Below are 14226 nucleotides of genomic sequence, written 5' to 3' on the forward strand. Positions count from 1 at the left end.
CACATGACGTCCAAGTCCCGCAAGATCACTCAACGCGAGATCGCCCGCATCGCCGGCGTGAGCCAGACAACCGTGTCGACGGTCCTCAACGACCGGGAAGGGTCCACCGCGCGCATCCCTGCGGCGACACGCGCGCGGGTCATGGAGGCGATCGAGCGATCGGCCTACGTCGCCGACCCGGCGGCGCGGCGCCTCGCGGGCCTGGACAACCAGATCATCGGCGTTTTCACGTACGAGCCCGCCCTCTCCCCGGAGAGCATGGACTTCTACGGGCCGCTGCTCAACGGCATCGAGCGCAGCGCCGAGACGCTCGGCTGCGACCTCCTCTTCTTCACCAGTTCCCCGGTCCAAGACGGGAGGCGCAAACTCTTCCACCGCAGGACTCGCCTGGGGCTCGCGGACGGCTGCATCCTCCTCGGCCAGGAGATGGACGGGGCCGATCTCGATCGACTCGTCGACGAGCGCTTCCCCTTCGTGGCGGTGGGACGCCGGGACGAGACAGACGCTCGGGTCCCGTACGTCGGGATCGACTACGCGGCCCCGACCGTGGACCTCATTGACCGGGCGGTCGGGCTGGGCCACGAACGGGCCGTCTACGTCCACCGCGGCCGCGAGACCGCCACGGCGCGCGACCGGCGCGGGGCCGTGCAGTCCCCCGCCGCCACGCGCCGGCTCCGGACGACCCTCGTCACCGACGAGGACCTGACCGCCGTGGCCGGGACCGTGCGCGACGCGGGGGCGACGCTCGTCCTCGCCGAGGACGCCTTCCTCGCCGAGGACGTCGTCCACGTCCTGCACACCGAGGGCTTCGACGTGCCGAACGCTGTCTCCGTCGCCGCTCTCGCCGAAGTACGAGGGCACCGCATCGGCGAGCGCGCCCTCACCGGTTTCCACGTGCGACGCAGGCAGGTCGCCGCGGAGGCGCTCGCCCTGCTCCAGCAGCTCATCACAACAACGCCTGAGGAGTGGGAAGCCCTCGACACCCAGCGCCTCCTCAGCGCGGATCTCGAGGCCGGCGAGACCGTCGTCGAACGGCGGCCGGCATGAGGACCATCACCGCCGACGTCGCGGTCATCGGCGGCGGGCTCGGCGGCGTCGCGGCCGCCCTCGCCGCCCTCGAGCGCGGCATGCGCGTCGTGCTGACCGAGGAGCATGAGTGGCTCGGCGGCCAGTTGACGTCCCAGGCCGTTCCGCCCGACGAGCACGTGTGGGTCGAGCAGTTCGGCGTCACCGCCCGCTATCGCTCGCTTCGGGAGGGGATCCGCTCCTACTACCGGTCCTTCTACCCCCTGTCGGAGGAGGCTCGCACGGACCGCGCGCTCAACCCCGGCCGGGGACGCGTCAGCGCGCTGTGCCATGAGCCGAGAGTCGCTGTCGCGATCATCGACCAGATGCTCGCGCCCTATCGCTCCAGCGGACGGCTCGTGCTGGTGCAGCAGGCACGCCCGGTCGACGCGGTCGTCGTCGACGACGCGGTCCGCTCCGTCGTGGTCGAGGACCTTCGGTCCGGAGAGCTCACCACCGTAGCGGCGCCCTTCGTGCTCGACGCGACGGAGACCGGCGATCTGCTCCCACTGACCAACACCGAGTACGTCGTCGGCACCGAGTCACGGACCGAGACCGGCGAGCCGAGCGCGCCGGAGCTGGCCGATGTGAGCAACGTGCAGGCCATTGCCTGGTGCTTCGCGTTCGACCACGCGCCCGGCGACCACACGATCGAGCGCCCGGCCAACTACGACGAGTGGCGCCAGCACGAGCTGCCCTTCTGGGGAGCGCCGATGCTGTCGTTCACCGCCCCGAATCCGCGAACCCTGGAGCCGGAGGCACGTACGCTCCACGTCAACCCCGAGCAGGACCCGACCGGCGACCCGCGCGTCGACCCGGGCGACCGCGACCTGTGGCAGTTCCGCAGGATCGCCTGTCGGCGCAACTTCCGACCCGGCTTCTACGAGAGCGACATCGTCCTGGCCAACTGGCCGCAGCTCGACTACGTCGGCGGCTCGATCATCGACGTCGCCGACCGGGAAAAGCACCTCGCCGCCGCGAAGGCCCAATCCCGGGCGTACTTCTACTGGCTGCAGACCGAGGCACCGCGACCCGACGGGGGCCGTGGCTGGCCGGGTCTGCGCCTTCGCGGCGACGTCGTGGGCACCGACGACGGCTTCGCCCAGGCCCCGTACATCCGCGAGTCACGACGGATCCGCGCCCACCGGACCATCGTCGAGCAGGACATCTCCGTCGCCGCCCGCGGTCACGCGGATCCCGCGCGCTTCGAGGCGTCCGTCGGCGTCGGGATGTACCGGATCGACCTTCACCCCTCCACCGGGGGCGACAACTACATCGACGTCGAGTGCGCGCCCTTCGAGATCCCCCTCGGGGCGCTCGTACCCCTGCGCACCACCAACCTCCTGCCCGCAGCGAAGAACATCGGCACGACGCACATCACCAACGGCGCGTACCGGCTGCACCCGGTCGAGTGGAACGTCGGCGAGGCCGCCGGCGAGCTCGCGGCCTTCTGCATCGAACGATCCGTGCTGCCGGCCGCCGTCCTCGCCGACCAGGCCCTCGTCGCCGAGTTCCAGGCCCGCCTCGTCAAGGCGGGCGTCGAGATCCACTGGCCCCACATCACCGGCTACTAGAGAAGAGAAAGACCATGTTCACCCGAAGGAAGCTTCTCACCGCCCTCACACTCGCGACAGCCGTCGGGCTCGCCGCGTCGGGCTGCTCCGCCGCATCGCCGCAGGCCTCGTCGGCCGCCCCCGGCAGCGTCGACCTCCGCATGACGGTCTGGACGTCGAACAAGGACCAGCTGGCACTGCTCGACTCGATCGCGCAGTCCTACAAGGCCTCCCGGCCGGCCATCAAGTCGATCACCTTCGACAGCCTCCCCTTCGCCGACTACAACTCGACGCTGACGACACAGATTGCCGGCGGCAACTCCCCCGACCTTGTCTGGATGGGTGACCTGTCGAAGGACCTCATCTCCGCCAAGGCGCTCGTCCCGCTGACTGACCACCTCAAGGCAACACCGGAGTGGGGCTACGACGACCTCCTCAACAGCGTCACCGCCGAGTTCTCGGCCGACGGTCAGCTGTTCGCCTACCCGTTCTCGAACTCGCCCTTCGCGCTCTACGTCAACAAGGACCTTCTCGCCCGCGCAGGGCAGAAGCTCGACCCCGCGGGCCTCACGTGGGATCGGGTCTCGACGATCGGGGCCGCGGTCCATTCGGCGACCGGCAAGGCGGGCTTCGTCGTGCGCGACTTCGACTACTCGTCGTGGAACATGTTGGCGACCGTCTGGACGGGCTGGGGCGCCTCGGCATGGTCGCCGGACGGAAAGACGTGCACCTTCGACAGCCCGCAGATGACCGACGCCATGCGCTTCCTCCACAACGCGGCCTTCGTCGACAAGTCGATGCCGGGGCCGGGGACGAAGGTCGACTTCTTCGCCGGCGACGCCGCCTTCACCGTCGCCCAGGTTTCCCGCGCGTCACTGCTCGACGGCTCCTTCGCCTTCGACGTACTCCCCCTGCCGAAGGGCCCGGCCGGCGCCTACTCGGTGATCGGGCAGGCCGGCGTCGGAGTCCTCGCCTCCAGCCGTCACGTGGAGGAGGCGACGAACTTCCTCGCATACCTGACCAACCCCGAGAACGCCCGCCTCCTCGCGCAGTACTTCCCGCCGCCGCGCGCCTCACTGCTCACCGGCGACAAGCTCGCGGAGAACAACAAGAAGCTCTCCGCCGCCCAACTGCAATCCGTCGTCGTCGACCAACTGCGCGGGGCCGTCACCCTGCCGAACCACACGAACCCGGCCGAGGTCGCCAAGAGGGGCAAGGCTGCCCTCGACGCTCTCTGGACCGAGAAGGCCGACGTGCCCGCCGTGCTCGGATCAGTCTGCGCCACCCTCGACCCCGTCCTCGCCAAGTGACGACCGGACCGCTTCTCACGGCCGGGGCGGAGCACGACGCCGCCCCGGCCGCAGGGCCACCGCCACGGCGCCGTCCCAAGCGCACCCGGCGAGGTGAGGGCCTCGTCGGCTACCTCTTCATCGCACCGCAGTTGCTCGGCGTGCTCGCCTTCGTCATCGTTCCCGTCGGTCTCGCCGTGTACTACAGCCTCAACAAGTGGAACATCTTCACCGGTCAGCTCACGTTCGTAGGGGGAGACAACTACGCGGAACTGTTCCGGGACCCGCAGCTACCCCGCGTGCTCGGCGCGACCGCCGTCTTCTCCCTCGGCGTCGTTGTCCTCAACATCACCCTCGGGCTCCTCCTCGCGGTCCTGCTCAACCGGCGCTTCCGCGGCGCTGCGCTCTTCCGAACCATGTTCTTCTCCCCAGTCGTCGTCTCGGTCGTCGCCTGGACGCTCGTGTGGGGATTCCTCCTCCAGGACAACGGTGGGGTCAACGGGTTGCTCGCGCTCGTCGGCGTCGACGGCCCGAACTGGCTCCAGCAGGGCGACACCGCCATGGCATCCGTCATCGTCACGCAGGTCATCCGCAGCGTCGGCGTCAACATGGTCCTGTTCCTGTCCGCGCTCCAAGGGGTGCCGTCAGAACTCCACGAAGCGGCCCGTATCGACGGAGCCTCGAACCGGACGATCTTCCGGCGGATCACCCTGCCCCTCATCTCGCCGACCCTCCTGCTCACCGCGATCATCACAGTCGTCGGCGCCCTCCAGGCGTTCGCTCAGGTCGCGGTGCTCACCGAGGGCGGCCCCGGCCTGTCGACCACCGTGCTCGTCTACTACGTCTTCCAGCAGGCCTTCGAGTTCAACAACATCGGCTACGGGTCGACGCTCGCGCTCATGCTCGTCACCTTCGTCATGCTCCTCACGCTGCTCCAGTGGCAGCTTCGCCGGAAGTGGGTCTTCTATGAGGCCTGACACCGCCACCGCCCGACCCGGCCGCGGCGCCCGCGTGGTCCGCCGCGCCGTCCTCATCGGCTCGCTCGCCCTGCTCGCCACCCCGTTCGTCATCCCCACCGTGTGGATGGTCACGTCGTCGTTCAAGCCATTGAGCGAGATATTCAAGGCACCACCGACGATGTTCACCGCCTCGCCGACGACCGCCGCGTACGCGGAGGTCTTCACCTTCCAGCCCTTCGCGAGGCAGTACTTCAACAGCCTCTACATCGCGACCGCGGTAACCCTCATCACGCTTCTGGTCTCGAGTCTCGCGGGCTACGCCTTCGCCAGAATCCGGTTCGCCGGACGCAACGTCCTGTTCATCGTCGTCCTCACCGGCCTCCTCGTCCCGAGCGAGGTCACCATCGTGCCGCTGTTCCAGATGTTCAAGCAGGCCGGCCTCGTCAACACCCACTGGCCGCTGATCCTCGTGACCGCTCTGGCGGCACCCTGCGTCCTGGCGACCTTCATCATGAGGCAGTTCTTCATCGCCCTGCCGGTCGAGCTCGAGGAGGCCGCCCGCCTCGACGGCTTACGGCATACGGGGATCTGGTGGCGCATCAGCCTGCCCCTCGCGCGGCCCGCCCTGTCCGCCGTCGCCATCCTCACGTTCCTCGCCTCGTGGAACCTCTACCTCGAGCCCACGGTGTACCTCACGTCACCGGAGCTGTTCACCCTGCCCCAGGCCCTGCCCCGCTACACGGACCCCTACGGCGGAGAGATGTGGAGCACCCAGCTCGCGGCAGCCACGTTGTCGGTGGTGCCCATGCTCATCGTCTTCGTCGCAGCGCAGCGGCACTTCGTCGAAGGCATCGCGCACTCCGGGCTGAAGGGCTGACGGGATGGCGGATGCACGAGAAAGCAGGTCGTTCCGTGGATGAGATCGAAACCCCTGAGCCGGACAAGGCGCGCTCGGTGCCCGCCGAATGGTGGCGTTCCGCCGTCATCTACCAGATCTACCCGCGTAGTTTCGCCGACGGCAACGGTGACGGCATCGGAGATCTGGCGGGCGTCCGCGCGCGCCTGGGCCACCTGGCCGGCCTCGGCGTCGATGCGATCTGGTTCAACCCCTGGTACGCCTCGCCGCAGGCGGACGCCGGCTACGACGTCGCCGACTACCGGGCCATCGACCCGGTGTTCGGCACCCTGACCGAGGCCGAGGACCTGATCCGCGAGGCGCATGCGCTCGGTATCCGGATCGTCGTCGACGTGGTGCCGAACCACTGCTCGAACGCGCATCCGTGGTTCGTGGAGGCGCTGCACAGCGGGCCGGGTTCGGCCGCGCGCGACCTGTTCTGGTTCCGCGAGGGGCGGGGCGCGGACGGGGAACTGCCGCCCAACGACTGGCAGTCCATCTTCGGAGGTCCGGCTTGGACCCGGACAGTCAACCCTGACGGCCGCCCCGGCGAGTGGTATCTGCACCTGTTCGCACCCGAGCAGCCCGACCTCAACTGGGAGCATCCGAAGGTCCGCGAGGAGTTCGAGGACGTGCTGCGGTTCTGGCTCGACCGCGGGGTGGACGGCATCCGGATCGACTCGGCCGCGCTGCTGATGAAGGACGGCGAGCTCGCCGACTTCGACCCGGACGACCTTCCGGTCCCGCACCCGTACACCGACCGGGACGAGGTGCACGACGTGTACCGGGCGTGGCGCGCGATCGCCGACAGCTACCCGGAGCCGCGCGCGCTGATCGGTGAACTCTGGCTGCCGGACGCCGAACGGCTCGCCGCGTACCTGAGCCCGGACGAACTGCACACCGCGTTCAACTTCGCCTTTCTCGGCTGCCCATGGGACGCGACCGCGCTGCGCCAGGTCATCGACGAGACCCTTGCGCTGCACGCCCCGGTCAACGCCCCGGCCACCTGGGTGCTGTCCAATCACGACGTGCCTCGGCACGTGACTCGCTACGGCCGCGCCGACACGTCGTTCACCCTTCAATACCGCCAGCTCGGCGCACCCACCGATCGGGCGCTCGGCCGGCGTCGGGCCCGCGCTGCCCTGCTGCTCAATCTGGCGCTGCCCGGCTCGGTTTACCTCTACCAGGGTGAGGAACTCGGCCTCGAGGAGGTGGAGGACATTCCCGCCGCGCTGCGCCAAGACCCGATGTTCTTCCGCACCCACGGCGAGAACCTCGGACGGGACGGGTGCCGGGTACCCCTCCCGTGGTCGGGCCAGGAGCCGCCGTTCGGCTTCAGTCCGGCCGATGCGGCGCGCGAGCCGTGGTTGCCGCAGCCGCGCGGGTGGCGTGACCATACCGTCGAGGCGCAGACCGGCGACCCCGACTCCATGCTGGAGCTGTACCGTCGCGCGTTGGCCTGCCGGCGCGGGCAGTCGGCGCTCGGCGACGGCCCGTTCGCGTGGCTGCCCGCACCCGATGGGGTCCTCGCCTTCACCCGGGGGTCTCATCGAGCGTTCGCCTGTGTGGTCAACCTGTCGGGCCGCCCGATCGAGTCTCCGGTCGCCGGGACGGTCGTGCTCGGCAGCGGCCCGTTGGACGAGGGCTGGCTGCCGCCGGACACGGCCGTCTGGGTGGTGCCCGGATAGCGAGACGGGACCGATCGACGGCAGGCGTTGGCAAAGTTCTCCGCACCCCGACCGCCGGCTGGGCCGGCGAGCCGACTCCCTGCCTTCCGATGGGTCGGCCACGGTCACCGGTATGTGCTCCATGGCGACCTGCCAGCGATGCTGCCGGCCCACCCGACCGGTGGCATTACAGGGCAGCGTCAGGTGATGGCGAGTAACACCGCTGCCACGGGCGGCGGCCATCCGGTAGAACCGGCACAGGTCGGCGAAGGCGGGCGCCGCACCGACCCCGTCACCGATCTTCCACGCGGTACCTGGCGGGCGACGCCGCTCGCTCGTGTCGAGTCGGGGCCGGCTGGTAGAAGCTCGCATCGATGTAGCCAGCGTACGGGTTGATCGGGAGGTCGAAGGTTCGGTTGGTCAGTGCGGACAGGTCGTTTCCAGGTAGATTGACGATCTCGCCGCGGATCGCCGTTCTGGTGATCCCGAGTCCGTCAGTGCCGGGGCAGAAGACCGTGCGATCGAAGCGGTCGGCTGCAAAGAACGGCACGGGCGGTAGCGTGATCGCCCAGGCATCGGCAGCCGGGCCGACCGCGGCGGTGACAGATGGACGATCTGACCGGGCTGCAACCGTGACAGGTCGTCCGGCAGTTCGAGCATGCTCGGCCCCGAGCCGGTCGCCCTAGCCTCATGGGCCTGCCGTGATTGTGCTTGTCCCCTACCAGGTCGCGGTGCACGACCGCGTGACTGAGGAAGAAGGAGGGTCGTGCGGTGCCGACCAACCGGCTGGAGGCGTTCAGTGATGGCGTCCTTGCCATCATCATCACGATCATGGTGCTGGAGCTCAAAGTCCCGGCAGGTCACGACCTCTCTGACCTTGTCCGCACGACCGGCGTCGGGCTGCTGACGTATCTCCTCACCTTCGTCTATGTCGGCATCTACTGGAACAACCATCACCATATGTTCCATCTGGTACGGCAGGTCAGTGGCGGAGCACTGTGGGCGAACCTGGCGCTACTGTTCTGCCTGTCGCTGTTCCCGTTAACGACGGCCTGGGTCGACGACTCAAGGTTCGAGCCGATCCCAGTCGTCATCTACGGTCTGAACCTGCTCAGCGCGGCCATCGCATATTTCGTGCTCCAGACGGTGATCATTCGGCAGCAGGGACCGGCGTCGGTGCTGAGGCGGGCCATCGGCACTGACATCAAGGGCAAGGCCTCGCCCGTTCTCTACGTCGCGGGGATCCTCAGCGCTCTGCTGATCGACAGGAGCGGACATGTCGGAGTTGGGCTAGCCCTGGCGTGTTTCGTCGTCGTGGCGATCATGTGGGTTGTACCCGACCGCCGCATCGACCGGGCGGTCCGCCAGCAGGAGACGCCCGACTCCTGATCAGGGCGGTGAGCACGGCACGGTCGGCCCAGTCGTCGATCACTGCTCGCCGCCGGGAGATGCACCAGAATTCGAGCGGGTCCCTGCCCGTCCGGACCAGTTCCCCGACGCCCGAGCAGCCACTGGGCAGCATGGGTCGCCGTTCCCGACGCCGAGCCGCGAACCACCGAGACTTGCCGCCATGCTGGAGGGGTGAGCCCGCCAGAAAGTCGGAGTACCGGGCGTACGACGTGAAGCGGGGCCGGCCCGATGGGACCGGCCCCGCTCCGGGGTGCCCCCCGTTGAACCCCTCGATCAGCGCTTGGGATCGACCACCGTCAGGGTGAATTCGTCGTACGACGCCGCGTGGGTCTTGTCGCCGCCGTAGACCGCCCGCACCTTGTGCGTGCCGGGGCCGGGCAGCATTTTGACCGTGCAGGAGGCGGTGCCCTTCTTGACCGGGGCCTCGCAGAGCACGTCCTCACCGATCATGAACTGCACCGGGCCGGTCGCCGTGGTCGGCGTGACGGCTGCGGTCAGTTTCAAGGTCTGCTTCCAGTTGACCTGCACGTCGTTGGCCCGGACCGAGGTCGGGGTGAGTTCCACGATCGGGGCCGGGGTGACGGTGACGACCCGGTTGGCGACCGCCTGGTTGCCGTTGGTGTCGGAAACCAGGTAGGTCAGCGGGTAGCTACCCGGGGTGGCGGTGTCGACGGTGCCGATCACCTGGATCCGGTCGGTCACGTCGCCGTCGGTGTTGTCCACCGCGGTGACCCCGGCCAGCGGATCGAAGGCCTGGCCCTGCTTGACCGAGGTCGAGGCCGGGACGGTCAGCACTGGCGCGGTGGCGTCCGTGCCGGCGGCGGTGGCGATGAAGATGCCGCCGAACTGGTCGACCGAGCCCACCTGGTCACCGTCGCCGGTGCGGCTGGTGGTGGTCCAGGCGTAGAGCTCGCGCTCGGTCAGGCCGCTCCACTCCACCGTGGCCGGCCAGCCCGACTTGACCGTGTCCTGACCGATCACCGTGTCGGTCGGCGTGACCAGAACGAGACCGTCGGTGCTGAAGCTGGTCTTCCGTGACGACAGGTCGATCGGCAGCACCATATTGTCCTCCGCGCCGTTGTAGCGCTTGCGGTCGTCGTACTCGGTGGCACCGAAGTTGTCGAGCATCGGCGAGTAGGTGTCGATGCTCATCTGGGCCCGGTCGACGTCGATCTGCAGCAGCCGCAGGAAGCTGGCGCCGAACTGCAGCAGGTCGTCCTTCCTGTGGTCGACGGTGCCGTCGCCGTCGAGGTCGAGGTTGCCGTTGGCGTCGACCTTCTCCGGCCACAGCTCGCCGGCGGTCATCTTGTAGAACTGGTAGTCCGCGAGCAGCTCGACCACGTTGTGCTCGACCGTGACGCCGACCCCGGTCTTGAGGTTGGTGCCGACGCCGTGCTCGTGGCCGGCGAGGACCAGGAACACGTTCGGGTTGGCCGCGACGATGCTCGAGAACGCCCGCGACCCGTCGGTGGAGAAGTTGGCGCCTCGGCCGTCCGGCTTACCCGACGGGGCGATGTAGGCGTGCGTCAGCAGGATGCCGTTACGGTCGTGGTAGCGCCGGAAGATCGAGCTGGCCCAGTCGGCCTCGGCCTGGGTGACACCGTAGGAGAGGCCCACCGCGACGAAGTCCAGACCGCCCGCGGAGAAGAGGACGTAGTTGTTCTGGTTGTCCTTGCCGCGGGTGACCACGGCGCCAGAGGCGTCGGTGGTCTCGTCCCAGGCGTGGTACGACGCCCTGTACTCGGCCGGCCACAGCTTGGACCCCTCGTAGTAGCGCTCCGGGCCGTAGTACCGGTTGAACCGCGAGTCCGGGCCGGTCTCGGCACCGCCCTGGTTGTCGTGGTTGCCCGCGACGACCTGGTTGACCAGTCCAGCCGCGTCCAGGGTGCGCTGCGCCTCGGCAGTGAACTGGAACTCCTTGGTCACCTGCTCGTCCAGACCGGGGCGGAGCAGGTTGCCGTTGGCATCGGTGGCCAGCGGGTCGTAGTAGTCGTTCTCCGTGATGTCACCGGTGTGCGCGGTGTAGGCGATCTTCCGCTTGGCGGCGTTGTCGGCCAGCCACTGGGTGGTGTCCCGGTAGGACTTCGCCCAGAGCGCCTGCTCCTCCATGGTCATCTTGTCGCTGAGCTCGTCGATGCCGTCGAAGTCGTCGTACGTGCCACCGACAGCGCCCTCGGCGAGGTACTGCGTGTCGGTGAAGTGGGCCAGCGAGAAGTCGTAGGTCGACGGGTCCCCGAAGTGGTCCCGGTTGACCGGGGCGCCGGCGGTGGCGTCGCGCGGCGCCAGGTCGTCGGCGAACGGGTCCTGGCCGGTGACCAGGACGTGGATCACGCCGTTGTCGACCAGTTCCGGCCGGACGACGGCCTTCAGCCCGGTCTCACCCTCGGCCTGGCCACGGGCGGTGGCGAGCTCGGTCCACGCCTGGGTGGTGCTGTTCCAGGCGTGCAGCGAGACCGCGCGCTCGGGGTCGACCACACCGTTCCACAGGATCTGGCGGCGCTCGGCCGACGCCGGCACCTGGACGTCGTACCGCTGGAAGGGGATGTCGCCCGTGGAGGGGCTGTCGATGGCCTTGCCGTCGGGGCGCGGTGCGGTGCCGATCTGGCTGCCCTCGCTGTAGGAGAAGTCCAGCGTCGAAGGCATCACCGGGACGACACCCTGGATGCCCCCGGTCGGGACGCTCGGGGTGGCCTGCTTGAAGGTGGTGGTGACCTCGCCGCCGTCGGGGTTGTGGGCGATCGCGGAGAGGGTCACCCGGCCGCTGCCCTGACCGACGTCGGTGCCGCCGCTGGTCGGAATGGCGTCGGAGGTAAAGCTCACGGTCTTGCTGATCGGCTTGCCGAAGACGTCCGTCGCCGAGATCTGCAGGGTGTGGCTGCCGGACTTCAGGCCGGCGCCGATCTCCTGGCCGACCTGCACCGGCGCGCCGTCGAGCAGGTACCGCCAGCCGGTGGCGTTGCCCTGGTTGGCGACGGTGATCTTGAACTCGGTCGGGCTGCGGAGGTGGGCACCCTCGGCCGGGACGGTCGAGGTGACGGCAACACCCGCGTCACGGACGTCGCCGAAGGCGGCGATGTTGAGCGCCTTGACCTCGTCGAGGGTCAGCACCTTGGAGTAGATCCGGGTGTTGAGCACCGAGGCCGGGGCCCAGAACTGGTTGACCGCGTCGGCGCCGATGTAGAAGGCGTTGCGGGCGGCGCCACCGGGCAGCCCGAGCGCGCCGGCGGCCGGTGCCTCGGCCGCGAGGACGCCGTCGACGTACAGCCGGATCGTCTGCCCGTCCCAGGTGCCGACCGCGTGGTACCAACGGCCGGAGGCGATCTGGGTCTGCGCCGACTTGTAGCCGCCACCGACGTGCGCGGTGAAGGTCAGCTTGTCGCCGTAGATCACGATCGAGTAGCCGCCGCCCTCCTTCTCGGAGCAGACGGAGTGCTCACCGCTGTTGGGCAGGGTGCCGTTGGACTTCAGGGTGCACTCGATGGAGACCTTGGTGCTGATCTTGCTCCACTGGTCGCCGAAGGCGTAGGAGTAGGCGTCGTCGGAGCCGTCGAAGGAGGCGACCCGCGCCTTCACCGCGGTGTCCTGCGCGATCACCGGGTTGCCGTGGATGGTGACGGCGAGGTTCTGCGCGTCGTCCTTCGGGGTGCCGTCGTCGAAGTCGACGTCGAGGACGTCGGCCACCGGGACGGGCGGCTTGGTGTTGTAGGCCGACGCCAGCTCGGCAACCTGAGCGCTGGTCAGTCCCGTGCTCCAGACCTTGCTCGCGGCGAACGAGGCGGGCGGGGCAAACTGGCCGACTCCGGTCGGGGCGGCGTCGGCGCCGATCACGAATCGGCGCGCGGTGGACGCCGGCGGGGTGAGCGCACCGGTGGCCGCGGTCGAGCCGGCCAGCTGCCCGTTCAGGTAGAGGCTCAGGGTCCGGCCGTCCCAGACCGAGACGGCGTGGAACCAGCGGTTACCGCTGATCGGGGCCAGCAGCGACTTGTAGCCGCCGCCGATGTGGGCCATCGTGCCGAGGTTGCCGCCGTTGACGTAGATCGAGAAGCCGCCGGCCTCCTTGTCGGAGCAGAGGTCCCTCTCGGGGCTCACCGGCATGGTGGTGTCGACCCGGAAGACGCACTCGATGGTGAAGCCGGTGGAGAACTTGCTCCACTGGTCGGTGAAGTCGAAGGAGACCGCGTCGTCGACACCGTCCACCTTGAGCAGGTCGTGGCCGAACGCCGCGTCGGTGGCGTAGCTCGGAGCGCCCCAGGTGGTGGGGGCGCGGCCCTGGGCGCGGTCGGTGGTGGCGCCGCCGGTGAAGGCGACGTCGAGCACGTCGGCCGCCGGTACCGTGGCAGCCTTGCTGGTGCCGAGCAGGGCCGGAGCGGCCTGGGCGGGCGACATCAGCGCACCGCCGGCCACCGCGAGCCCGAGGGCGGCCGCGGTCAGACGGCGCCACCTCCGGGCGTACGGATGGAGTCGTGTGGTCACGACATCTCCTTTTCGGGGGTCATCTGTTGGTGTTGGGTGGGCAGCTGGCCGGGAGGCCGAGGGAGCAGGTCAGGTGCCGGGTAGGCCGGCTACGGCGGCGGCGGAGATGCCGACGCCGATGAGGGTGATCCCGCAGGCGGCCAGCACCGGGGCCACCCGGGTGGCCAACTGCAGGAGGACGTGGGACTTGGCGGCACGCGTCACGAGGGAGCGGCCGGTGAGAGCCATGAGGCCGACGGTGAAGAGCACCGCGGCGAGCCCGAGGCCGAAACAGACCACGAGGACGAGAGCGAACCCGGCCCGCCCGGCGAAGATGCCGGTCACCAGCACGAGGAAGGCCGCCGGCGAGGGCGTCAGGCCGCCGGACACGCCGAGGAGGAGGAGACCCGGGCGGGACGTGCTGGTGTGGCCATGTCCGTGGTCGTGCGCGTGGCCATGTCCGTGGTCGTGCGCGTGACCGTGCCTGTGGCCGCGTCCACGCAGGTGGCGTCGCAGCAGCCAGAGCCCGACGGCGACGACGGTCAGGCCAGCCGCCAACTGCAGTCCGTTGGTCAGTCGCTCAAGGCTGACCAGGTCGGAGAGGGAGAAGAAGGTCCAGGCGACCGCGATGGCCAGCACCGAGACCGAGTGCATCACGGCCACCGAGAAGCCCAGCCAGGCAGCGTCGCGGACCCGGCCCCGGGAGCCGATCAGGTACGCCGCCGCGAGACTCTTGCCGTGGCCGGGAGCGAGCCCGTGCGCAGCCCCAGCCACGAAGGCGATCACCAGTGCCATCGGCACGAAACCCGGCGACTGCACCGTCTCGATCAGCCGATCGCCGAGGTCAGCGGCTCCGAAGAAGTCGACCTCGAGAAGGGCCACGGGGCCGGAGCCGAGGGGTGCCGCTGCGGCGCCGACGCTGGTGGTGGTGTTCAT

The 14226-nt window shown here is 69.2% G+C and carries 10 protein-coding genes; 7 read left to right on the plus strand and 3 right to left on the minus strand.

Annotated elements, in window-relative coordinates; all coding sequences use genetic code 11:
- The first annotated feature begins 3 nt into the window (after positions 1 to 3).
- The 6 genes from ACZ6Q9_RS24295 to ACZ6Q9_RS24320 are packed head-to-tail and all read left to right on the plus strand — an operon-like array spanning position 4 to position 7449.
- Complete coding sequence (locus ACZ6Q9_RS24295; RefSeq protein WP_396829642.1) at positions 4 to 1047, plus strand: LacI family DNA-binding transcriptional regulator; 1044 nt, start codon at positions 4 to 6, stop codon at positions 1045 to 1047.
- Complete coding sequence (locus ACZ6Q9_RS24300) at positions 1044 to 2639, plus strand: FAD-dependent oxidoreductase (RefSeq protein ID WP_396829643.1); 1596 nt, start codon at positions 1044 to 1046, stop codon at positions 2637 to 2639. Before ACZ6Q9_RS24295 ends, ACZ6Q9_RS24300 begins: the two co-directional genes overlap by 4 nt.
- A gap of 14 nt (positions 2640 to 2653) precedes the next feature.
- Positions 2654 to 3928 carry an ABC transporter substrate-binding protein gene (locus tag ACZ6Q9_RS24305; protein WP_396829644.1) on the plus strand — a complete coding sequence of 425 codons (1275 nt, stop codon included), beginning with the start codon at positions 2654 to 2656 and terminating at the stop codon, positions 3926 to 3928.
- Positions 3925 to 4884: a carbohydrate ABC transporter permease gene (locus tag ACZ6Q9_RS24310; RefSeq protein WP_396829645.1), complete on the plus strand. Its 960-nt coding sequence runs from the start codon at positions 3925 to 3927 to the stop codon at positions 4882 to 4884. Before ACZ6Q9_RS24305 ends, ACZ6Q9_RS24310 begins: the two co-directional genes overlap by 4 nt.
- Entirely contained in the window at positions 4874 to 5743 is an 870-nt protein-coding gene (locus ACZ6Q9_RS24315) for a carbohydrate ABC transporter permease (RefSeq protein WP_393268709.1), read from the plus strand. The genes ACZ6Q9_RS24310 and ACZ6Q9_RS24315 overlap by 11 nt, the downstream gene beginning before the upstream one ends.
- A 35-nt stretch (positions 5744 to 5778) precedes the next feature.
- Complete coding sequence (locus ACZ6Q9_RS24320) at positions 5779 to 7449, plus strand: glycoside hydrolase family 13 protein (RefSeq protein ID WP_396829646.1); 1671 nt, start codon at positions 5779 to 5781, stop codon at positions 7447 to 7449.
- Between the two features lie 271 nt (positions 7450 to 7720).
- Here ACZ6Q9_RS24320 and ACZ6Q9_RS24325 read toward each other — a convergent pair whose 3' ends face one another.
- On the minus strand, positions 7721 to 7978 hold the full coding sequence (locus ACZ6Q9_RS24325) for a hypothetical protein (RefSeq protein WP_396829647.1): 258 nt from the start codon (positions 7976 to 7978) through the stop codon (positions 7721 to 7723).
- Positions 7979 to 8199: 221 nt separating this feature from the next.
- Between ACZ6Q9_RS24325 and ACZ6Q9_RS24330 the strand changes: the two genes are divergently transcribed.
- Positions 8200 to 8817 (plus strand): TMEM175 family protein, encoded by a 618-nt coding sequence (locus ACZ6Q9_RS24330; protein ID WP_396829648.1) that lies wholly within the window; start codon positions 8200 to 8202, stop codon positions 8815 to 8817.
- 294 nt (positions 8818 to 9111) lie between these two features.
- Here ACZ6Q9_RS24330 and ACZ6Q9_RS24335 read toward each other — a convergent pair whose 3' ends face one another.
- Together ACZ6Q9_RS24335 and ACZ6Q9_RS24340 are read right to left on the minus strand one after the other, a co-directional pair.
- Complete coding sequence (locus tag ACZ6Q9_RS24335; protein ID WP_396829649.1) at positions 9112 to 13311, minus strand: LamG-like jellyroll fold domain-containing protein; 4200 nt, start codon at positions 13309 to 13311, stop codon at positions 9112 to 9114.
- 69 nt (positions 13312 to 13380) lie between these two features.
- On the minus strand, positions 13381 to 14226 hold the full coding sequence (locus tag ACZ6Q9_RS24340; protein ID WP_396829650.1) for a cobalt transporter: 846 nt from the start codon (positions 14224 to 14226) through the stop codon (positions 13381 to 13383).

This window comes from Micromonospora sp. NPDC049139, from assembly GCF_055586845.1.

Coding starts and splice junctions, on each gene's coding strand:
- ACZ6Q9_RS24340 (WP_396829650.1), bottom strand. CDS start 14,226: ATGAACACCACCACCAGCGTCGGCGCCGCAGCGGCACCCCTCGGCTCC.
- ACZ6Q9_RS24295 (WP_396829642.1), top strand. CDS start 4: ATGACGTCCAAGTCCCGCAAGATCACTCAACGCGAGATCGCCCGCATC.
- ACZ6Q9_RS24315 (WP_393268709.1), top strand. CDS start 4,874: ATGAGGCCTGACACCGCCACCGCCCGACCCGGCCGCGGCGCCCGCGTG.
- ACZ6Q9_RS24300 (WP_396829643.1), top strand. CDS start 1,044: ATGAGGACCATCACCGCCGACGTCGCGGTCATCGGCGGCGGGCTCGGC.
- ACZ6Q9_RS24305 (WP_396829644.1), top strand. CDS start 2,654: ATGTTCACCCGAAGGAAGCTTCTCACCGCCCTCACACTCGCGACAGCC.